The organism is Flavivirga sp. 57AJ16 (assembly GCF_028736925.1).
Taxonomy (GTDB): Bacteria; Bacteroidota; Bacteroidia; order Flavobacteriales; family Flavobacteriaceae; genus Flavivirga.
In genome coordinates this window covers 36,560-58,057 of the sequence record NZ_JAQZAT010000009.1, presented here as the reverse complement: position 1 = coordinate 58,057, position 21,498 = coordinate 36,560, and the positions used below count along the sequence as shown (strand labels likewise).

The following is a 21,498-nucleotide window of genomic DNA, read 5'->3' as shown; positions in this document are numbered from 1 at the left end:
TAAAATGGCATAGAATATTTAGAAATTATTTTATATTGATTTAGCTATATTTTATATTCACACAAATTTCTTTACGCTACAAATGAGCTTACCCTATTGGCATTTTTATATTTGCTCGGACTACAATTGTATTTTTCTCTAAAAATTTTGGAGAAATAACTTCTACTTGAAAACCCTATACTATATACTACTTCTGAAATGTTCATATCGGTATTTTTTATAAATTCTTCTGCTTTTTGAATACGCACTTCTCTTATAAAATCTGCAACCGTGTGATTATGCATTGATTTAAAACCTTCTTGAAGTTTTGATGGAGCTATACCAAATTTTGAACACAATTGTGTGATTGACAACTGCAAATCAAAATGATCTCTTATAAACTGCGAGGCCTCTTTTATAATTTCCACCTCTCTTATTAGTAGAGAGCCCAATTGGTTTTCACTAGAGGTAGTATCATCGGTATGCTGTTGTACTTCCAATGCTAATATAACATGTACTAAACCTTGTATTAAAAGGCTTCTTACCAATCCTTTTTGTTTAATGGCCTCTAGTTGTTGTATTTTTTCTGCAATCTTTAAATTTTGCGAACCTATATATATAAAATTTTTATTGGTACCTTCTTTAAAAAACGCTTTGTATAGCTTATTTTTTAATCCGTAATTTTCAGAAACTGTTGCTTTATTATTGGCCTGTACTGTAATTAAGGTAACTTTTATATGCTTATCCTTCTTAAAATATAGAACATTCTCGTCGCTCGATTGACTGGTTAGAATACCTGTTTGAAAACTTTGTAACACATTCTTTTTACCATTAACTCCAAAACTATGACCTAAACTTCCTTTAGAACAGTAGGCAAAATAAATTGGAGTTTTATCGGGCACATTGATAGATAGTACAACATCTTCAGAGAAAATCATATTAAACTCGATATAAGAAATGCCTCCCGTTAAGGTGATGCCTTTAATAGTACCAGTACCTATATTATTCTTTATTTCTAAAATATATTCTTTAGATTCTTTTGTCATTAAACCTCCAAAACTAAGTTTTAATTTCTTGAATATGTTTTCTATAGTATTTGTCTTTAAATATGTAGTTTTCATTGTATTACTTTTTTTAAATTTTTATTGAATAGAATATTGAATTGTTTGTTTTAGGCGATTAAGTACTATAGCTATAGTAACCGTTAATCGTTACAACTTATAAAAGGTGAACAGCTTACCTATTTTGTAAGGGGAAAACCCAATATCCCAAATAATTAAGCACATAGAGATTATGTATCCATGACATTCTAGGCATGAAACGTGATTATTTTAACGCTGAAGATTATTTTTTAGAGTTTTTTTCGTTTACCAAAAACCCGCCAAACGGCATTTTTTAAAAAATCACTATTGATAAATTGAGGTCTGGGTCTTGATTTACCCACTCTTGCAAATTGTCTCGCTCTTGCTTTTATACTTTGTTCCATAAACTTCTTTATATATTAAGTTGTTGTGTTTTTATTAATGATATAAAGATCGTTATAGACATAGATAAATACATTATACAACTTTTAGATTATGTTATATAACTTTTAGTTTTTAATAAGAAAAGTGCTAAAAAACATGAACGAGAAGTAAAAGCCGTTTTTAAAATAAAAATAAAGGCTTAAAAGGTCATGAACTTTTAAACTTTTTCAATAAGTTCAATTATATATAAGATACAAGAATTATTCCACGACACAAATAAATCCATTTATTTTTTCTTCATATCAAGTATGAAAAAAACTGATTCTAATTAAAAATTCTATAGATATAAAACAAACAATCTTGTGTTATTTCATAAAAAAATAACACAAGATTGTTATAAGGTTATTAAACAAATTTTTAATTAATCTTTATCATTTAGATTGATGTTCTTAGCATCAGTAATATTCGATTTTGGTACTTTTTTAAAAAATTCTGCGATGTCCAAATCGGTATTTGGTCCATAACCCAATAAAAAAGTTCCTTTTTCATTCTTATTGGTTTCAATGACATAAAGAATTGACATATCTGAAGGATCACTCATACCTTCATATCTATGTTCTGCAACAATGGTAATATCTTCGGGTAAATATTGATTTTTAGTCTCACTATTTATAAGTTTATTTTTTTTAAAATAGAAGTTAGAACCATAGCCCTTCTTTTCATAAATTCTTATATAATCCTTTTCGTGTTTTGCTAATTCGTTTTCCATCATATTAAATTTTATTTAGACAAATACCTACAATGAAGGAAAGACGGACGTTATCTCACATAATTCACTATAGTATATCAAATTTGCAAAAAAAAAGGCATTAAGGTTAACGCAATCCCATTGAATTTTAATGCTATTAGCTCAATAATAGTCGTTTATTATAAGTATTGACCCATGATGCCGTTTTCTAAAAATTTGCCAACCCAAACTTCATATACTTTTCATATATTAAATTGGTAGTTCGGTAGGCTCATCAGAACTATCAAAAATCTAATCTTCATTTTCATTCTTTGCCATTTGTAATTTGTTTTTTCCAAAATCCAAGGTTCGAATCGGGAAAGGGATATTAATTCCTTTAGAATCAAATTCGCTTTTAATAAGTTTCATAGCCTTATGCTTAGCTGCATATTCTTGTTTATTTTTTACCATATCTATCCAAAATCGTGTCATAAAATTTATGGAACTATCTCCAAAATCAGTAAAGAAAAACTCTACGGACTCCCCTTTTTTTTGTTCAAAATTTTCAGAAATAATACGTATTACCAAGTCTTCAACTTCTTGCATACTACTTTCATAGCCTACACCACAAGTAACAGTAATCCGACTTCGTTTACTTATGGAATAGTTGGTAAATGAGTTTTCTACAAATTTCGAATTAGGAACAACGGTATAATTATTATCGGGTCTGCGCAAAACTATATTACGAAGGCTTATTTCTGATACAAACCCCTTGACATCATCGGTCTCAATATAATCGTTAATATTAATTTTTGGCATAAAGGATAGTACCAAGCCTCCAACCGTATTACTTAGAGTACCCTGAAGTGCTAAACCTACCGCAAGACCAACGACGCCCGCACCTGCAAGTATACTGGTTAATACCTTATTAAGTTCTAAAACGCCAAGTGCTATAAAAAAACCAATTAAAAGAACGCTTAAAAAAATAATTTTAGCTATAATATCCTGAATTGATTTTTGGCCTATACGAGGCAGCAATAATTTAAGTAAAAGCTTCTTAACGCCCCTAGCAATAAAATAGAATACGATCATGATCAAAATAGCCATGACAAGATTGGGCAATCTTAAAATTATGGCATCCATCCAACCATCCAATTTGTCCCATAATTTGCTTATAGCGTCTTCTATCGAAAAAAATTTGTCTTTCATTGTATAAAAATTTATAGCATATAAGTTAATAAAACCGTAGCGGTTATCCATAATATTATACTAAGGATCCCTCCTATTAATAAAAAGTGTTGAAATTTGTAATTGCCAATACTATATATTAATGTATTGGTCTGATAGCCTACTGGTGTAAAAAAACTAAAATTAGCTGCAAACATCACTGCCAATATAAAAGGCTTGAAATCTAAATTCATACCTTGAGCGACGGAAATAGCTATGGGTGCCATTATGATAGCTGTGGCATTGTTGCTAACCACACCGCTCATAAGCATCGTGACTAAAAACAGCGTGCCTATAATGATAAAATCTGGCTGGTCAACCAGAAACTCTAATAATTTTTCTGAAATCCACATATCTGCCCCTGTATTGTGCATAGCAATACCTAATGGAATCATACCTGCCAACAGGAAAAAGATTTGCCAATTCACTTTTTTATAGACGCTATTTAGATCTAAGTTTTTAGTAATCAATAATAGGCACACTCCAGTTAAAGCACTTACCATAATAGATAATAAGCCAGAAGCAGCCAAGGCAATAACCAATAAAAGAACACCTAATGAAAAGTATCTTTTAAATTTAGATTTTCTATTTATCTCATCAAACTTTTGCAGTAATACCACATTATCCATAGTTTCAAGAGTATACATTTTCTCTTTAAAAATTTCTACCAATAAGCGGTCTCCTGCTTTTAAAACCATTTGGTTCATACTATTATGGACCATTCTTTCTTTTATGTTTACTAATGTTTTTCTTTTTTTAATGGCAATGGGAATGGCATCCCGTAACATAAAACTCCTAAGGTCGCCTATGGTTTTACCTAATAGTGAGGCTCCTGGCAACATTAAAAGTTCAACAAAAATACGCTCCTCCAAACCTTGTTCTCCAGTTTCATTATCTTGTTCTTCTAGTTTTTTTTCTTTATAAATACTTAGGTTTTCCGATTCGTTTATCCGTGATAAATTATTTAAGTCGCACATTAAAAATAAATCATCCTCAGCCTTTAAAGTGATATATTTCCCTGGCGAATTATAAACACGGTTATTCCTTATTAGTTGCAAAAGTGATACATCGGAATTATTATACATAAAGCTTTCCTGAATCTTCTTTCCCACTAATTGAGACTGTGGGTTAATACGAACTTTTGCAATATAATTATCAATATTATAATCCTTATTAAGATTTTGTGCTCTCCCCCATGGCAACCATCGTAAAGTGATGGTAAGATATATAATTGAAATACCTAGAAAAATTAAGCCTAAAAGAGAAAACTCGAAGAAACCTAATGTTCCCATACCAAGGTTTTTTGAAACTGAATTAACAATTAGATTTGTAGAAGTTCCCATCAGGGTGCACGAACCTCCTAAAATACCTGCAAAAGAAATAGGCAAAAAGAGTTTTGATTGTGGTATATTGTATTTCTCTGAGAGTTGGTTTATCATTTTTATAAAAACAATGACAACGGCTGTGGTACTGATAAATGCTGAAATACCAGCCGTAACAAACATAAAAATGGGCCCCATAACGATAAGGGGCAAAAACTTTATCCTAGACATGCCAGAAGTTAGCCATTGTATTACACCATTCTGTTCCATCGCAATGGCCAATATCATAAGTGCCAATACAGCTATAGTAGCACTGTTTGAAAAACCACTTATGCCTTCTTCTGGAGACACCAAGCCCAACAAAATAAGCGATACAATAATAAAAAAGGCAACTTTGTCTACGGGGAAAATTTCAAAGACAAAAAGGACCACTGTAATCAGCAAAACAATGAACATTAAAATAATTTCCCAACTCATCTTATTTATCAACTTTAATTAATCAACAATATGTGTAAAGTTTTGTGTAAACAAACAACTTATAAATATACATTTTTGCTTCTTTTTTATAATTATCCCTGGTACCTCATGACCTTTTTTTATTATATCTCCGCCCCCAATGGCTCCTGTCTCCATAACGATTATTTTAGTGCTTGTCTATCCCAACTGTTATTATAAATTTTTAAACAAACTCAATTGTTTCGTAATGCGTGAATAAGTTGCGCTTTATCCATTTTAGACCGTCCATCAATACCCACATTTTTAGCTTGTTCATATAATTTGCTTTTTGTCCATTGCTCATAAGATTTTGCTTTACCTCCTTTTTTGCCCGCATTTGGTGTATTAGCAATTCTTGCAGACTTCTGTTTACTATACCCCTTTTCACGAAGGGCTTCATATTGTTCTTCATTTTTAATATTTGGAATATCCATAATTATATAATTTTTATGTTTTCATTTTTAAGTACTAAATTTTAAAATAAAAAGCAGTATGGCTTAACTTAATCACATAAAATATTAACTATTGACAAGGGTAGTTTGTATTTTTGTGCGTTAAGAAATTATTTTTTTGAGTCAATGTGATTGTATCCGTTTAGATAATTTAGATTCAGAAATTAAAAACAAGAATTGTTTAATTAAAAATTTTGAAATTATGAACAGAGATCAGTTAGAAGGTAAATGGAAACAAGTTAAAGGTAAGTTCAAACAAAAATATGGGAATATTACCGATAATGACTTAACATATTCTGAAGGTAAATTTGATGAAATGTTAGGTAATCTACAAGAAAAAACAGGCAAAAAAAGAGAAGAGTTAGAAAAAGAAATTGCTGAATGGTAAACACTTCTTAGTGTGTAAATATTAATTAATCCATCCCCTGATGATACCATTAGGGGTGTTTTTTACGAAAAATGTTTGAAATATTTTCTAGCGTTGATACTTGGATAGCCTTATTAACACTAACCTTTCTGGAAATAATACTTGGAATTGACAATATTGTATTCATTTCCCTAGCCGCCAATAAACTACCTAAACACCAACAAAAAAAGGCTACAAATCTAGGGCTCTTAATGGCCATGGTGCAACGTATCTTTTTATTATTTGGCATTTCTTTTTTAGTAGAACTTAAACGTCCTTTTTATACCATACATAATTCGTGGTTAGACATCTCTATAAGTTCACAGAGCTTGATATTATTTTTTGGCGGGTTGTTTCTTTTGTACAAGAGTACTTCTGAAATTCACATTAAATTGGATACCCCATATCAAGAAGAAAACACATTGAATTCAAAAAAAATAACCAGCCTGAAAAATGCCATTGTTCAAATATTGATTATCGATTTTATTTTTTCCATAGATTCAATTTTAACTGCTGTGGGGATGACCAACGGTATTGGAAATTCACCAAACGATGCTCTTATCTTAATGATTATTGCTGTAATTATTTCTATAATAGTAATGATATTTTTTGCCAACACGATACGAAACTTTATTAATAGAAATCCTTCTATTCAAATGCTAGCGCTTTCTTTTTTAATATTAATAGGTTTTATGCTCATTACAGAAGCTGCACACCTTTCAAATACCGTCATTTTTGGAAATAAAGTTGGTGCGATACCTAAAGGCTATCTTTATTTTGCTATTGCATTTTCTTTAATCGTTGAGTTTTTAAACATGAAGCTCAAGAAGAAGATTGAAACATCAGAGAAAAACAACAAACGTTAACTTTTTAAAGGAATGCTATTTAACCTGGTGTATGATATTATTAATAGGCTTCATATTGAAAATATAGAAATAGTTAAATTTAGCCATTACCACTAACTAAGATCGGTTCTTAACCGTAAAGCACTTGTTTAAAGCATCGTGACTTTTAAAGAGACGATCTTGAGTTTGGTTGAATCCCCGATCCATACCGTTTTTCATAAATATAGGTAAACTTAGCACCAAAAAATAAAATCAAACCCGAATAAGATACCCAAAGTAATATTAAAACAAGGGTGCCTGCTGCACCATACGTATAACCTGGGTTTGCCTTACCAAAATAAAGTCCTAATAAAAATTTACCAAAAACAAACAGGATTGAAGTTATCAAGGCCCCTATCCATACTGTTTTCCATTTTATTTTTACATCTGGCAAGTATCTAAATATAAGGGCAAACAGTACAGTGACAACGCCTATAGAAACAAGAAAATCCAACATAAAAGCAATGTAAACAATAATGTTGGGCAACATACTGCGTATGTAATTATTCAATACAGAAATAGCTGCTGTAATTAAAAAACTCACTAATAATAAGAAGCCAATAACCAGGATAAAGGCAAAGCTTCTTATTCGATCAAAAATCATCTTTAAAAATCCGTAACTCTTAACAGGTGCACTATTCCAAATTTGATTTAGGGACAGTTGCAAATGATAAAAAACCCCTGTAGCGCCATATACTAAAGTACCAATACCTAGGATGGTTGCTATAGTACTTTTTTCTTCATTTTGGGTCTCCCGCATCATAGTTTCAATAGCGTTTGCCGCATCACTTCCCAATGCACTTGAAATCTCATCGGTTAATTGCCCTTTTACAATCTCTACGCCCCAAACCAAGCCGACCAGATTAATGATGATGACCAAAAGTCCAGGCAAAGAAAGTACCGCATAATAAGCTATTACTGCACTTAATCTAAATGGATTATCTGCATTCCAAGATTTATAAGTATCAATAAGTAAAGAAGGTAGGTGTTTAATTTTAAAACTGTCCTTATATATAAATTATAAGATCCTTTTAATATCGTTCACCCACGAAGGGTAGATCGTCATGTTTTTAACATTCTCAGTAGCCAAGTCCTTTAACTTCAATACTCGAAAATACAACCTAAGGGTACTATAAGTTGACTTAAAAACTTGATGGTATTTGAAACAAAAAAGGCTAACTAATGTCAGCCTCTTCTTAAAATTTAAAACTTTTAATACCTCTATTTAAAGGCATGGTATTCAAATTTTTGCCCTCCAATGGAGGCATCGGCCATTAAACCTGCTTTAGGTAAAGCAAAAACTATGACGCCATCATTGTAATCGACATTTTCAGATTGCCCTTTATCTGCTATAACAGCAGAAGCTTCAGCAGAAAATTCGTAATTACCTTCCTTAAATTCTTCTAAAGACGCATCTGTCTCAAAAAAGATAACTTCAATAACAGCCTGTCCACCAGCTTGAAGTCCAATACTTAGTTTTTTTAAGCTTGACATACCAACAGCAGTCCCGTTTTCATACAAAACCCCGTTGCCACTTGCTCCTCCAATGATTAATCCTCCTTTCCCTACATTAGGAAAAATCACATAACCCGATGAGTTTTTAAAAAACTTATCAAGTCCAGGGTCTTTGGTTATAAGGGTTGTTTTTGCTTGTTCGGCATCTGCCATTATTTTTTTGTCTTTGTTATTTTGCGCAACAGCTCCTATTGTAAAAAATATCAAGCAAGCTACTGCTATTGTTTTTAGAGTTTTCATAAATCTACTTTTTTATTGTTCATTTATATCAAAAGTATCCAAATACCGCTTGTAGAATGAACGCAATAACTGCATTTATTAGCTCAAAAAAAATTATTAACAAAATTTAACCTAAAGAAAATCGGTTTTTAATTTTTGTTCACAAAAAAATGTATTCATTGGTTTTTAAAGCTAATCTGTTAAATGTTTACTTGATAGAGTTAATCTAAAAAATAGGACTAAATTAATTTAGCAATGGTTGGTTAGTTAGATAATTAGACCTCAACATATTACTTCTTTATAAATTGTTGAGGTCTTTTTTATTAGACATCATGTCATGATTAAAAAAGACGAAAAAAGGATGAAAAGAAGCATTCCTGCTTGCCGGAGAGGCAGGTTGCAGCCCATTGAAAAAAGTTTAAATCACTTCATTTATAGGGAAGTGTATTCCAAATCATTCAAAACAGTTCTCAATTCATCTATAACTAAATAATATTGTTTTGAAACCGGGTCCTCTGGCCCATCTGACTCAAAACATTACTATTCTTAAAGGCTTCATCATTTAACTGTTTTGCCTTTTTCTTTGCTAACAATTTTGTTTTATTAGATAGTTTAACAGTTTTAGAATTTTCTATTAGTTTGACATAATTCATATTAGCTTTAGTATAATTAATGTAATCTAAAATTAAACTTTCTTTATCTAAATTATTTAAAGCATTAGGAAAGTATAAGTCTTCTTTTTTCTCCCTTGAGCTTCTTCAAAAAATGACAATAATATTTCTGCTGATACAGGGTTATCAATAAAAAAGTTTCTGATTTTTTGAGAAAAAAAATCAACTATATTTTGTTGTTTTAAAAGTGGTCTAATACTAAAACGATTACTTTTAGTAATCTCTTCAAATGTTTGTTTATCTATTCTTTTATAAACATTGAATTTATTCGTTAAAGCCCAAAATGAATCAAAACCCATAATCAACTTTTTCAAATAAACTTAATGTGTTTTCATCTTCAATATGATTTAAATTAAATGTGATTATAAAAACCTGAAAACCACATGATTAACGTGAGTTCGATTTAAAACAAGGGAGTTTTTAACAATAAATTCTCTAATAAAGCGATTTGTCTCCTTAAGTACTTCGACTACAGTTTATTTTGAGCGGAGACGAAAGGCTCAGCATAAACTAAAGTCGAAAAGTCATTAAAACCAGCTATTTAAATGGGTTTTGACAGAGCCTGTGCTGAGTTTACCGAAGTACTCAACCTGACAACCAGGATTAAATTACTGATAGTCAGTTCGGTAATATTATGCTTATATCGAACTCACGTTAATTAATAAAAATTACATGGTTTTGTTACTAAACAATTTTAGCTTTAGTGACCGCGGAGGGGGGCACCTACGGCGATCCCTCAAAGCTCCGCTTTGAAAAAGAAAAACCCACACTTACAAATTCAAGCAAATAAGGGTGACCTTTATTCTGTTTATTCATGAAAGAGGGACTACCTACGGTGATCCCTCAAAGCGCCGCTTTGAAAAAGAAAAACCCACACTTACAAATTCAAGCAAGCTTGATTTGACGTGTGGGTTTTTCTTTTATTCGTGACCACGGAGGGATTCAAACCCCCGACCGCTGGAGCCGAAATCCAGTGCTCTATTCAGCTGAGCTACGTGGCCTTTTTTCAGTGTTCAGTGTTCAATGTTCAGTGTTCAGTGTTCAGTGTTCAGTGTTCAGTGTTCAGTGTTCAGTGTTCAGTGTTCAGTGTTCAGTGTTCAGTGTTCAGTGTTCAGTGTTCAGTGTTCAGTGTTCAGTGTTCAGTGTTCAGTGTTCAAAATTAATTTTTACTTTATTAAAAAACTAATAAATACCAAGACTTATACTAAGATAATTTAGCTTTTACAATATTAGAAATTGTTTTACCGTCGGCTTGCCCTGCTAATTCTTTGCTAACAATACCCATAACTTTACCCATATCTTTCATACCTTCTGCACCAATTTTGTCAATAGTCATAACAACCACTTTCTCTATTTCCTCATCGGTTAAAGCTTCTGGTAAAAATTGTGCAATAACATCAGCTTCTGCTAATTCTGGAGCAGCCAAATCTTCACGTCCTTGCTCTATATAAATAGTAGCACTATCTCTTCGCTGTTTTACTTGTTTTTGAAGTATTTTAAGTTCTTGCTCTTCTGTTAAATCTTCCTTTGCACCGCTTTCAGTCTGTGCTAATAAAATCGCAGATTTTACGGCACGTAAAGCCGTTAAAGCTGTTTGATCTTTAGCTTTCATGGCCTCTTTTAAGGCAGACATGACATCTTGTTGTAAACCCATTATAATTCTATTTGGATGCGAAGATATAAAAAAGTAAGCAGTCTTCAGTAAACAGTTTTCAGTAAAAAACATGATTTATAATGGAAAAAGTATATGCTTAAAACCTTCAAAAAAAAAATCATCAGTGCCCGACTAAAGACGTAAGACCGCTTCGCTATTTGAACCAAGAACAAAGACTTGATTGTAACTAACTGACAAACAAGATACACCTCTATTGTTTTACTTCCTGAAACCTAAATATTTCTTGATTGTTTTTACTGGTATTTAAAGCAAAGTGTCTAATCTGTAATGCTTTTACTTATACTATTATTGATGGGCTTCTAATAATAGTCAATAGCTTTTATCGGACAACAATAAAAAAGAAATAAAAAACCCGAAAAGTTGAGGGAGACTTTTCGGGTTCATAACAAAGTAAGGCCAGTATAACGTTTAATCTACGTTATCGTGTAAAAACGAATTATTGCTTCTTAATTGTATATCATCATTATCATCTGTACCAATAGTGGTCCTAGACATATCTGTCTCTGAAGAATGCTTAGCTTCATCTAAGTTAACACCTTGACGCTTATATGCAGGCACCTTCTCTATATCATCGATCTTGGCATTATTGAATTTATAATTAAAATCCTTCATTTTGAGTCTGCGTTCTTCTGCTCGCTCCTTAAGCAATTCTGAAATAGGACTATTCATAGGGTCTATTTCTTCTGCAGTTTCTTCCTTTAAAGTAGACTCATGCATCGTCTTTTTCTCAAACACCATATCGTCATCCACTTCTTCCACAACTTCATTAGGTGATGGCTTCTTTTTATTCATTGAAGACTCAACCTCAACATAATCATCCAGCGCGTAACGCACATCTCCATCTTCGTTAGTTTCTGTAACAGGGATAAGCTCTACATAATCATTCACCGGTATTTTTTTTACGTCTTCGTCCGTTAACTCATGGGAAATAACGTCTTCACCTTTAGCTTCTTGATTGTTTGACGAAAGCGGTAAATCAAAGGTCAGGGTAATCTGTTTTTCTTCTTCAATATAATCTGAAATAATTTCAACATCAGTAATATCTTCTACATCGTCGGACATCCTTGTAACTGGTTTAATAATAAAATCTTCATCTTCTTCAATATTAGTCACGACTTCGTCATATACTACATTGATGTTTTTAATAATTTCTGATGTTGGTATTAAATCTATATTTTCAGTTGGCTTGGCTGGCTTCTGTTTATTATTTGAACGTTTTTCAATATTAACATGCTCTTTTTCTTCAGATTCCAAATCTAAAGTATGACGAACAATCGGCACTTCCTTTTTCTCTTCCAGTTCGATTTCTGGAGCTATAATTACAGGTTCTTTTTCTTTCGGGTTTAAATCTTGTTCTTCACTAAGTGAGTGCACTACTTTTTTAGTTTCTGTATTAGAAATTTCATCTTGTTGTTCAAGATTAAATCCAGTAGCAATAATGGTTACTGCAATAGATTCTTCTAACGCTTCATCTTCACCAACCCCCATAATAATATTGGCACCATGACCAGCTTCATTCTGAATATGATCATTGATCTCCCCTATTTCATCGATAGTAATTTCGTGAGACCCTGAAACAATTAATAACAGTACATTTTTAGCACCTGTAATCTTATTATCATTTAACAATGGAGAGTCCAAAGCTTTCCGAATAGCATCTTGAGCACGATTTTGGCCTGAGGCCAAAGCAGATCCCATAATAGCAGTTCCGCTATTGCTCAATACCGTTTTAGCATCACGTAAATCTATATTTTGTGTATAATGATGTGTAATAACTTCAGCGATACCACGAGCAGCGGTTGACAACACTTCATCTGCTTTAGAGAATCCTGCTTTAAAACCAAGATTCCCATAAACCTCACGAAGTTTATTATTATTTATTACAATTAAAGAATCGACAACACCTCTTAACTTTTCAATCCCCTTTTGAGATTGCTCAATACGCATTCTCCCTTCAAATTGAAATGGCATGGTAACGATACCAACTGTTAAGATGTCTAGTTCTTTAGCCATTTTAGCAATAATAGGAGCAGCCCCTGTTCCTGTACCACCCCCCATTCCTGCAGTTATAAAAACCATTTTGGTATTGGAATCCAACATTTGGGAAATATCATCAAAACTCTCAACGGCCGATTGCTCTCCAATATCTGGGTTTGCACCTGCTCCCAATCCTTCGGTTAAGTTAAGCCCTAATTGGATTTTGTTTGGTACACCACTGTTTTGAAGTGCTTGTGCATCGGTATTACAGATGTAAAAATCGACACCTTTAATACCTTGTTGGAACATGTGATTAATGGCGTTGCTGCCTCCTCCTCCAACACCGATAACTTTAATGACATTTGACTGATTCTTGGGCAAATCAAATGCTATACTTTCGAATTCTTCTTTGCTGCTGCTCATAAACTCTATAATTATTGAGGGTTTTATACTTTATTTTTTTATTCAATGGGGCTTTATTATCTCTGTGCCATCTAACACTTCACTAAAATTATCCGTTAGATAATTTCATGATACTTCTTACTCTGCGTTATCTAAAAAATCTTTAACGCGTTCGGTTAACTTATCAAGGAAAGAACGACGTTCCTTTATAGGCTGTTCTTTAATTTCTTCAATGGGGTTTTCTTCTTCATTTAAAAAATCCTTTTCATTTTGTTCTAGCTTTTTTCTGTCTTGACGCTTTAAACCGTCTAAAACCAATCCTACTGCTGTGGCGTACAACGGACTTGTGATATCATCATCACTATCTCCCGCTAAATGCTCATTTGGATATCCTATTCTAGTATCCATTCCTGTTATATATTCTACCAATTGTTTTAAATGTTTTAACTGACTTCCACCACCCGTTAAGACAATACCTGCAATTAATTTTTTCTTCTGCTCTTCGTGTCCGTAATTTTTAATTTCAACATATACTTGTTCAACAATTTCGACAACCCGTGCATGAATTATTTTTGAGAGATTTTTTAACGTAATTTCTTTTGGCTCCCTACCACGTAAACCTGGTATGGATACTATTTCGTTATCCTTATTTTCTCCTGGCCACGCCGAACCAAATTTTATCTTTAATAATTCGGCCTGCTTTTCTATAATAGAGCAACCTTCTTTTATATCTTCCGTAATCACATTACCTCCAAAAGGAATCACTGCAGTATGACGAATGATACCATCCCTAAAAATGGCCAGATCTGTTGTGCCGCCCCCTATATCAATAAGTGCTACACCAGCCTCTTTTTCCTCTTGGCTTAAAACCGCATTTGCAGAAGCTAATGGCTCTAACGTGATGCCCTCTAAATTTAAACCAGCACTCTGCACACAGCGCCCAATATTCCTAATAGAAGACACTTGGCCAACAACGACATGGAAATTGGCCTCTAAACGCCCCCCATACATCCCTATGGGCTCCTTAATTTCGGCTTGGCCATCTACTTTATACTCTTGAGGCAATACATGGATAATTTCTTCTCCAGGGAGCATCACCAACTTGTGTACTTGATTTATCAATCTGTCAATATCCTCATCATCAATAACATGCTCCGAATTGGGTCTTGTGATATAGTCACTATGTTGTAAACTTCTAATATGTTGCCCTGCAATACCTACAGTAACACCACCTATTTTCATCTCAGCAGAAACTTCTGCCTCTTGTACAGCTTGCTGTATAGATTGAATGGTTTGCGTAATATTATTTACAACACCACGGTGCACACCTAAACTTTTAGATTTACCTATTCCTAAAATCTCTACTTTACCGTATTCATTTTTACGACCAATCATAGCCACAATTTTTGTGGTTCCTATGTCTAATCCTACTGCTAAATTATGCTCCATGGCTTATATTTTGGTACATATTACTTGGTTGTCAAACTGCAAATTGACTTTACTATAATTATCAAATGTTTTCTCTTTTAGTATTTTTTGATAAAACACTTTTAAATTATTAATCTTCTTATCTAAAAAATCCGCATGGCCTAATTCTACTATAAACTTACATTGCCTTAATTTTAAATAAATAGTTTTATCCATACTTTGATGAATCTCTATAACATTTTTTTTTAAGAATTCATCCTGAGTAATTTTACTTGCAATTTTATAAATGCTTCTTAAATTATTTTTTTCCACATAACCAGTAACTAATGGTACTCTTGCCGAATAATTGTTAGATAATGGCATATAGAAACCTTCGTCATCAATATAATAAGACGCATTTGTACTCACTCGCGCTATAGGTGTTTTCTGTTCTATCTCAGCATTAAGTGTCCCGTTTACAGCAACATACACTTCTGCCGTTTTTATCATTGGATTAGATTTCAGGGCGTTTTCCAGCTTATTCAAATCTAAAGTTTCTTTGGGTACATTTTCAACGCCGCCATATTTTTGTATTAACAATTTACTAACAGTCTCGTTTGTAACGAAAAGGTTATTTTCTCCGATAAACTGCACACGAGGACTTGATACCTTTCTAGCGGCATTTCTTTGTGATGCAAAAGCGAACAGAAATCCTACCAGCATCAATAAAACAAACATCTTTATATAATTCCAATTAACCCGCAATGCTAAATTCTTTTTTTATTCGTTTTACCTGTTCCCCAATATCACCTGCACCAATTGTGAGTACAATTTGTGCATGGCTATTATGTATCGTTGATAACAACTCTTTTTTGTCTACCAACTGCTTATTTTTAGTCTTTATTTTATTTAATAACCAAGCTGAGGTCACGCCTTCAATGGGCAACTCTCTAGCTGGATAAATATCCAACAATATCAACTCATCAAACTGTGATAAACTTTTAGCAAAACCATCTATAAAATCACGTGTTCTACTGTATAGATGCGGCTGAAAAATGGCCAACACTTTTTTGTTGGGATACATTTCCCTAATGGCTTGATGAACCGCATTAATTTCTTCTGGGTGGTGTGCATAATCATCAATAAAAATCAGGTCATCCGTTTTTATATGATAAGTAAACCTACGTTTTACCCCTTTATAATCCACTAAAGCCTTGGTAAGTTGCTGATAAGGGCAACCGTACTCTATAGCCATCGCCAAAGCTACTAGTGCATTCAACAGGTTATGCCTACCCGGTAAGTTAAACCGTAAACTTTCAAGTACTGTTTTTGGGGTTTTTACATCAAAAACATAGGTGCCGTTTTCTATTTTTATATTTTGAATGGCATAATCTGAACCATCTTCTATACCATAAGTAATGCCTTGTAATGGCAATCCATTCCTGACAAATAATTTTCCGTTGGGTTTTAATTTTCTTGAAAAATCCTCAAATGACCTTCTTAATTCTGAAGGATCACCATAAATATCCAAATGATCGGCATCCATTGATGTGATACAAGCCATATCTGGAGACAGTGCCAAGAAAGAACGGTCAAACTCATCTGCTTCGACTACCGAAACATCCGTCCCATTTAATATTAAATTAGAATTATAGTTTTCACTGATACCTCCTAAAAAAGCTGTTAAAGGCACATGACATTCATTCATCAAATGTCCTAAAATACTTGTTGTAGTTGTTTTTCCGTGAGTTCCCGCAACTGCTAAACAAAATGTATGCGCTGTTATTAATCCTAAAATTTGAGAGCGCTTTAAAACCCGATATGCATGGTCGTGAAAATAGGTTAACTCTAAATGATTCTTAGGAATGGCCGGGGTATAAACAACTAACGTTTTTTCAATATTTAAAAAAGACGCAGGAATATTATCGATTAAATCTTCAAAATGAACGGCAATACCCAAAACCACTAAATCATCTGTTATTTCCGTTTGCGCTTTATCATACCCTGCAACACATTTACCATTAGCATGAAAATAACGCGCCAAAGCACTCATCCCGATACCTCCAATACCAACAAAATAAATATTATGTATGTTATTTAAATTCATCTTACAATTCCTCTGCGTAGGCAGGAATCTTTTTTTAGTTATTTATTATTATTCAGAAGCTTTTCTACTTCATCCACTATTTGGTTTGTAGCATTTACCAATGCCATTTTTTTAATGTTGTCCCCCAGTTCCTTTTGCTTTTTGGGAGATGCCATAAGCTGAGAGAACTTGTTTTCAAAATCCACCTCTACATCTGCTTCTTTAATAATTATGGCCGCATTATTATTCACAATCGCCATCGCATTTTTTGTTTGATGGTCTTCTGCCACATTTGGGGACGGAATGAAAATCACTGGCTTGCCCACAACACATAACTCAGAAACCGAGCTTGCACCAGCTCTGGATATCACAATATCTGCCGCTGCATAAGCAAAATCCATATTATTTAAAAACTCATAAACCTGTACATTATTTGTATTGTTATAAATTTTGTACTGTTGGTAATATAGTTTTCCACATTGCCATATAATTTGAACATTTTGCATGTCCAAAAAATCCAATTTATTCTCAATCAATTCATTTACCCTTCTAGCCCCTAAACTGCCTCCTAAAACCAAAAGCGTATACTTTCCATGCTTTAGATTAAAGAACTCTTTGGCCTCTACTATTTTGCTATCTATATTTAATAAATCCTGACGTACCGGATTTCCTGTTTTTATAATTTTTTCATTCGGAAAAAAACGTTCCAAACCATCATAAGCCACACATATTTTTTGTGTTTTTTTAGCCAACAACTTATTAGTAATTCCTGGATACGAATTCTGTTCTTGTATTAAGCTTGGAATTTTATTCAATGCTGCCATATATAATAATGGTCCACTGGCAAACCCCCCCGTTCCTATGGCAACATGTGGTTTGAACGATTTCACTATTTTTCGCGCATTCCAAAGACTACTTAATAACTTAAAAGGAAATACCAGGTTTTTTAAGCTTAGTTTACGTTGAATTCCGGAAATCCAAAGTCCTTTGATATTATACCCTGCTTGTGGCACTTTTTCCATTTCCATTCTATCTTTCGCTCCCACAAATAGAAACTCAGCATCCGGAAAACGAGACTTCAGCTCATTAGCAATGGCAATGGCAGGATAAATGTGCCCTCCTGTACCACCTCCTGATAATATGATTCTATATTTTTGATTCACTATTTATGATTTACGGTTTTTGATTTACGATTTATGATTTATGATTTATGATTTATGATTTACGATTACACCTAGTTTTAATAGAGGCTTACAATTAGGCAACAACTCATTTCCTTCTATATGTAGCCCTATAATGAACTCCAACAACCTGCTGCATATTTCTTTGTCCTATTTTTTAAAATCTGTTTCATTTCACAAATCGTAATTCAAAAATCGTATATCTAAAATCAGATCGTTTCCGATAAAATTTCCAACGGATTATCTTCTCTAATTTCCTGTTCTTTAATTTGCAATGGCAATGGCAGGATAAATGTGCCCTCCTGTACCACCTCCTGATAATATGATTCTATATTTTTGATTCACTATTTATGATTTACGATTTACGATTTTTGATTTTTGATTTTTGAATTACGATTTATGAATTACGATTTACGATTATGCTTAGTTTTATATAAATATTTGACACAATCCGCTGCATATTTCTTTGTCCTATTTTTTAAAATCTGTTTCATTTCACAAATCGTAATTCAAAAATCGTATATCTAAAATCAGATCGTTTCCGATAAAATTTCCAACGGATTATCTTCTCTAATTTCCTGTTCTTTAATTTCCTCTCTTTTAGCGCTTACGCTTAGAATAATTCCTATTGCCAAACAGGTCATCCATATAGAGGTTCCTCCACTACTCACTAATGGCAGTGTTTGTCCGGTTACAGGAAATAACTCTACAGCTACGGCCATATTAATCAATGCCTGAAATACTATTGGCAAACCCACACCCAGCACTAAAAGCTTACCAAATATGGTATCAGATTTTTGAGATACAATAACAATTCTAAACAACAACCACATATAAAGAATTATGATTAGAAAACCTCCTATTAAACCATACTCTTCTATAATAATGGCAAAAATGAAATCTGATGACGATTGTGGCAAGGCATGCTTTTGGATACTTTTGCCTGGACCAACACCAAAAACCCTACCGGATGCTATCGCTATTTTTGCTTTTTCTATTTGATAATCGGCTTCTGTATCTTCGTTATTTGAGTAATTTTTAATTCTATTTTCCCAAGTCGTTACCTTAACATGCAAAGGACCTGTTGTTAATTTAGCAAACATGACAAAGAACACTAACGCCACCAACCCCGAACCTAGTATAACCCCTAAATAGCGCACGGGATACCCTCCTAAAAAAACCAAAAACAGAACCATTAAAAACATAATAGCCGCTGTCGAAAAATTTGATGGCAAGATCAAGGTCAATACAAAGAAAACCGGCACCCAAAGTGGCAGGATAGATTTTTTTAATGTAATATCAATGTCTTTAATTTTAGACATATACCGGGCCACATATACCATAAGCACCACCGATGCAAAAGTTGATGTTTGAAAGGACATACCAATAATAGGTATTTTAATCCATCTACTAGCACTAGCTCCTCCCATAACCGTTCCTTGCAACATAGTAATGACCAACAACACCAGAACTATAGGGATCATTACCAAAGACAAGCCTTTAAAATATCTATATGGAATTTTATGAACACCGTACATGATCGCAAACCCTAAAAACAAATGCATAAAATGCTTTACAAACGAAATAAATGTATTTCCATCATACTTATCGTATGCTAAATCGCTAGCGGCACTATAAACGGGCAAAAACGAAGCTATAGCCAACAATGCTACTATGGCCCAAATTAACCGATCTCCTTTTATGTTTTTAAATATTGTTTGCATTCCATCTGTCCTTTCGGACATCTTCCCAAAGGGAAGAAATTGTTATTTAATTAATATATATACTTATTGATCCCTGCTTTTCACTTCGATGCTTCGACTGCGTTCAGCACAGGCTAGCTTAGTGTGACACACAGGGCGACAAATAATTATAAATTTCTTACTGCGTTTTTAAATTGACGCCCTCTATCTTCATAGCTTTCAAACAAATCAAAACTTGCACATGCCGGAGACAATAAAACACTATCTCCTGCCTCACTCATTTTATAAGCTATCTTTACAGCTTCACTCATAAATTGTGTTTCAACAATAACATCGACCATACCTCCAAATGTTCTCATCAGTTTTTCGTTATCGACCCCCAAACAAATAATGGCTTTCACCTTTTCGTTTACAAAAGGGAATAATTCTTCATAATTATTTCCTTTATCTTCGCCCCCAACAATCCAAACAGTAGGTGTATCCATACTCTCTAAAGCATAATAGGTCGCATTTACATTAGTTGCTTTAGAGTCGTTTATATATTGTACTTTATTAATCTTTAAAACTTGCTCTAAACGATGCTCTACACCTTGAAAATTTTCCAAACTCTCTCTTATGGTCTGCTTTCTAATCCTTAATAAATGCGAGACTGTCGAGGCAGCCATGGCATTTTTTATATTGTGTTTTCCTTCTAATGTCAGGTTTCTTGTTGGCATAATTATTTGGTTGTTATTAATTGTTATTTTAATGTTATTGTCCTCTAAATACGCACCACCGTGCCTGCCGACAGGCAGGCTTTCAATGCTTTTTGTTAATGAAAATGGCAATAATATAGATTGAACCGGGTTGTTTTTTAAATGATTTGTAATCACGGCATCATCGGCATCATAAATAAGATAATCGTCTTTTGTTTGGTTTATAGCTATTCTAAATTTTGAAGCGATATACTTTTCAAATTGATAATCGTACCTATCCAAATGATCGGGTGTAATATTTGTTATTACTGCTATATGCGGTTTAAAATCGACGATATCATCTAATTGAAAACTACTAATCTCCAACACATAATTTTCAAAATCTTCTTCTAAAACCTGCTTTGCAAAACTGTCTCCTATATTACCTGCCAAGCCCACATTTAATTCTTGTTTTAAAATATGGTGCGTTAAAGAGGCTGTCGTTGTTTTCCCATTGCTCCCTGTAATTCCAACTATGGTGGCGTTAGTAAACTTTGAGGCAAATTCAATTTCGGACACTATTAATATGCCTTTTTCTCGAAGCTGTTTTACCAAAGGCACTTTATCAGGAATCCCAGGGCTTTTCATGACGATATCTGCATTCAGAATTTTATCCTCAGAATGTTTTTTCTCTTCCCATTCAATCTCATTATGTATAAGAACTTGTTTATATTTTTCCTTAATGGCTCCTTTATCTGAGACAAAAACATGGTACCCTTTTTCTTTTCCCAAAAGTGCTGTACCTATACCGCTTTCTCTGCCTCCTAATATGACTAAACGCCCCATCCTAAATCCTTCCCCAAAGGGTAAGGACTTACCACTCTGCTTTTATTAATTGTTTTTATATAAATTTCTTTTTTCACTTCTCTTAGCGCTATTTCTCTTCTTTTCGATTTTAGAATTACGATTTACGATTTCTCATCATTTTATATATATGATTCCCTTAAATTTTACCATTCCATTTCATTTC

General features: G+C 33.2%; 19 protein-coding genes and 1 tRNA gene. 2 read left to right on the top strand and 18 right to left on the bottom strand.

The features are described 5' to 3' along the window. Positions 1–71: 71 nt before the first annotated feature. The 5 genes from PQO00_RS11280 to PQO00_RS11260 all read right to left on the bottom strand — a co-directional run bounded on the left by PQO00_RS11280 (position 72) and on the right by PQO00_RS11260 (position 5,650). Positions 72–1,100, bottom strand: a complete 1,029-nt coding sequence (locus PQO00_RS11280) for an AraC family transcriptional regulator (protein ID WP_274184949.1) — start codon at positions 1,098–1,100, stop codon at positions 72–74. A 766-nt stretch (positions 1,101–1,866) separates the two neighbouring features. Then, complete coding sequence (locus tag PQO00_RS11275; RefSeq protein ID WP_274184948.1) at positions 1,867–2,214, bottom strand: hypothetical protein; 348 nt, start codon at positions 2,212–2,214, stop codon at positions 1,867–1,869. A 270-nt stretch (positions 2,215–2,484) separates the two neighbouring features. After that, on the bottom strand, positions 2,485–3,381 hold the full coding sequence (locus PQO00_RS11270; RefSeq protein ID WP_274184947.1) for a mechanosensitive ion channel family protein: 897 nt from the start codon (positions 3,379–3,381) through the stop codon (positions 2,485–2,487). Positions 3,382–3,392: 11 nt separating this feature from the next. Further along, entirely contained in the window at positions 3,393–5,198 is a 1,806-nt protein-coding gene (locus PQO00_RS11265; protein WP_274184946.1) for an SLC13 family permease, read from the bottom strand. A 212-nt stretch (positions 5,199–5,410) separates the two neighbouring features. Then, on the bottom strand, positions 5,411–5,650 hold the full coding sequence (locus PQO00_RS11260; RefSeq protein WP_274184945.1) for a Rho termination factor: 240 nt from the start codon (positions 5,648–5,650) through the stop codon (positions 5,411–5,413). Positions 5,651–5,870: 220 nt separating this feature from the next. Here PQO00_RS11260 and PQO00_RS11255 point away from each other — a divergent pair, with 220 nt between their 5' ends. Continuing rightward, on the top strand, positions 5,871–6,056 hold the full coding sequence (locus tag PQO00_RS11255) for a CsbD family protein (protein WP_274184944.1): 186 nt from the start codon (positions 5,871–5,873) through the stop codon (positions 6,054–6,056). 71 nt (positions 6,057–6,127) lie between these two features. Then, positions 6,128–6,940, top strand: a complete 813-nt coding sequence (locus PQO00_RS11250; RefSeq protein WP_274184943.1) for a TerC family protein — start codon at positions 6,128–6,130, stop codon at positions 6,938–6,940. A gap of 145 nt (positions 6,941–7,085) precedes the next feature. Here PQO00_RS11250 and PQO00_RS11245 read toward each other — a convergent pair whose 3' ends face one another. From PQO00_RS11245 to murD, 13 genes are all read right to left on the bottom strand, one after another. Continuing rightward, complete coding sequence (locus tag PQO00_RS11245; RefSeq protein ID WP_337992839.1) at positions 7,086–7,928, bottom strand: YihY/virulence factor BrkB family protein; 843 nt, start codon at positions 7,926–7,928, stop codon at positions 7,086–7,088. 251 nt (positions 7,929–8,179) lie between these two features. Next, the gene (locus PQO00_RS11240) at positions 8,180–8,713 is read right to left on the bottom strand and encodes a lipid-binding SYLF domain-containing protein (protein WP_274184942.1); all 534 of its coding nucleotides are present in this window, start codon (positions 8,711–8,713) and stop codon (positions 8,180–8,182) included. A gap of 688 nt (positions 8,714–9,401) precedes the next feature. Next, positions 9,402–9,662, bottom strand: a complete 261-nt coding sequence (locus tag PQO00_RS11235) for a hypothetical protein (RefSeq protein WP_274184941.1) — start codon at positions 9,660–9,662, stop codon at positions 9,402–9,404. Between the two features lie 628 nt (positions 9,663–10,290). Further along, positions 10,291–10,364, bottom strand: a tRNA-Arg gene (locus PQO00_RS11230). A 203-nt stretch (positions 10,365–10,567) separates the two neighbouring features. Then, on the bottom strand, positions 10,568–11,017 hold the full coding sequence (locus PQO00_RS11225; protein ID WP_274184940.1) for a GatB/YqeY domain-containing protein: 450 nt from the start codon (positions 11,015–11,017) through the stop codon (positions 10,568–10,570). Between the two features lie 429 nt (positions 11,018–11,446). Then, positions 11,447–13,438, bottom strand: a complete 1,992-nt coding sequence (gene ftsZ / locus PQO00_RS11220; protein WP_274184939.1) for a cell division protein FtsZ — start codon at positions 13,436–13,438, stop codon at positions 11,447–11,449. Between the two features lie 117 nt (positions 13,439–13,555). Then, positions 13,556–14,866 carry a cell division protein FtsA gene (gene ftsA / locus PQO00_RS11215; RefSeq protein WP_274184938.1) on the bottom strand — a complete coding sequence of 437 codons (1,311 nt, stop codon included), beginning with the start codon at positions 14,864–14,866 and terminating at the stop codon, positions 13,556–13,558. A gap of 3 nt (positions 14,867–14,869) precedes the next feature. Next, positions 14,870–15,562, bottom strand: a complete 693-nt coding sequence (locus PQO00_RS11210) for a cell division protein FtsQ/DivIB (RefSeq protein ID WP_274184937.1) — start codon at positions 15,560–15,562, stop codon at positions 14,870–14,872. 16 nt (positions 15,563–15,578) lie between these two features. Next, positions 15,579–16,931 (bottom strand): UDP-N-acetylmuramate--L-alanine ligase, encoded by a 1,353-nt coding sequence (gene murC, locus PQO00_RS11205; protein ID WP_274184936.1) that lies wholly within the window; start codon positions 16,929–16,931, stop codon positions 15,579–15,581. Between the two features lie 38 nt (positions 16,932–16,969). Beyond that, positions 16,970–18,076, bottom strand: coding sequence for an undecaprenyldiphospho-muramoylpentapeptide beta-N-acetylglucosaminyltransferase (murG, locus tag PQO00_RS11200; RefSeq protein ID WP_274185093.1), 1,107 nt, complete (start codon positions 18,074–18,076; stop codon positions 16,970–16,972). A gap of 279 nt (positions 18,077–18,355) precedes the next feature. Then, positions 18,356–18,436, bottom strand: a complete 81-nt coding sequence (locus tag PQO00_RS20405; protein WP_369128012.1) for a glycosyltransferase — start codon at positions 18,434–18,436, stop codon at positions 18,356–18,358. A 185-nt stretch (positions 18,437–18,621) separates the two neighbouring features. Further along, positions 18,622–19,815 carry an FtsW/RodA/SpoVE family cell cycle protein gene (locus PQO00_RS11195; RefSeq protein ID WP_274184935.1) on the bottom strand — a complete coding sequence of 398 codons (1,194 nt, stop codon included), beginning with the start codon at positions 19,813–19,815 and terminating at the stop codon, positions 18,622–18,624. A gap of 146 nt (positions 19,816–19,961) precedes the next feature. Continuing rightward, complete coding sequence (gene murD / locus PQO00_RS11190) at positions 19,962–21,314, bottom strand: UDP-N-acetylmuramoyl-L-alanine--D-glutamate ligase (protein ID WP_274184934.1); 1,353 nt, start codon at positions 21,312–21,314, stop codon at positions 19,962–19,964. Between the last annotated feature and the right edge of the window lie 184 nt (positions 21,315–21,498).

Coding starts and splice junctions, on each gene's coding strand:
- ftsZ (WP_274184939.1), bottom strand. CDS start 13,438: ATGAGCAGCAGCAAAGAAGAATTCGAAAGTATAGCATTTGATTTGCCC.
- PQO00_RS11270 (WP_274184947.1), bottom strand. CDS start 3,381: ATGAAAGACAAATTTTTTTCGATAGAAGACGCTATAAGCAAATTATGG.
- PQO00_RS11280 (WP_274184949.1), bottom strand. CDS start 1,100: ATGAAAACTACATATTTAAAGACAAATACTATAGAAAACATATTCAAG.
- PQO00_RS11275 (WP_274184948.1), bottom strand. CDS start 2,214: ATGGAAAACGAATTAGCAAAACACGAAAAGGATTATATAAGAATTTAT.
- PQO00_RS11250 (WP_274184943.1), top strand. CDS start 6,128: ATGTTTGAAATATTTTCTAGCGTTGATACTTGGATAGCCTTATTAACA.
- PQO00_RS11260 (WP_274184945.1), bottom strand. CDS start 5,650: ATGGATATTCCAAATATTAAAAATGAAGAACAATATGAAGCCCTTCGT.
- PQO00_RS11255 (WP_274184944.1), top strand. CDS start 5,871: ATGAACAGAGATCAGTTAGAAGGTAAATGGAAACAAGTTAAAGGTAAG.
- PQO00_RS11225 (WP_274184940.1), bottom strand. CDS start 11,017: ATGGGTTTACAACAAGATGTCATGTCTGCCTTAAAAGAGGCCATGAAA.
- PQO00_RS11240 (WP_274184942.1), bottom strand. CDS start 8,713: ATGAAAACTCTAAAAACAATAGCAGTAGCTTGCTTGATATTTTTTACA.
- PQO00_RS11235 (WP_274184941.1), bottom strand. CDS start 9,662: ATGGGTTTTGATTCATTTTGGGCTTTAACGAATAAATTCAATGTTTAT.
- PQO00_RS11195 (WP_274184935.1), bottom strand. CDS start 19,815: ATGCAAACAATATTTAAAAACATAAAAGGAGATCGGTTAATTTGGGCC.
- PQO00_RS11265 (WP_274184946.1), bottom strand. CDS start 5,198: ATGAGTTGGGAAATTATTTTAATGTTCATTGTTTTGCTGATTACAGTG.
- murC (WP_274184936.1), bottom strand. CDS start 16,931: ATGAATTTAAATAACATACATAATATTTATTTTGTTGGTATTGGAGGT.
- murD (WP_274184934.1), bottom strand. CDS start 21,314: ATGGGGCGTTTAGTCATATTAGGAGGCAGAGAAAGCGGTATAGGTACA.
- PQO00_RS11210 (WP_274184937.1), bottom strand. CDS start 15,562: ATGTTTGTTTTATTGATGCTGGTAGGATTTCTGTTCGCTTTTGCATCA.
- ftsA (WP_274184938.1), bottom strand. CDS start 14,866: ATGGAGCATAATTTAGCAGTAGGATTAGACATAGGAACCACAAAAATT.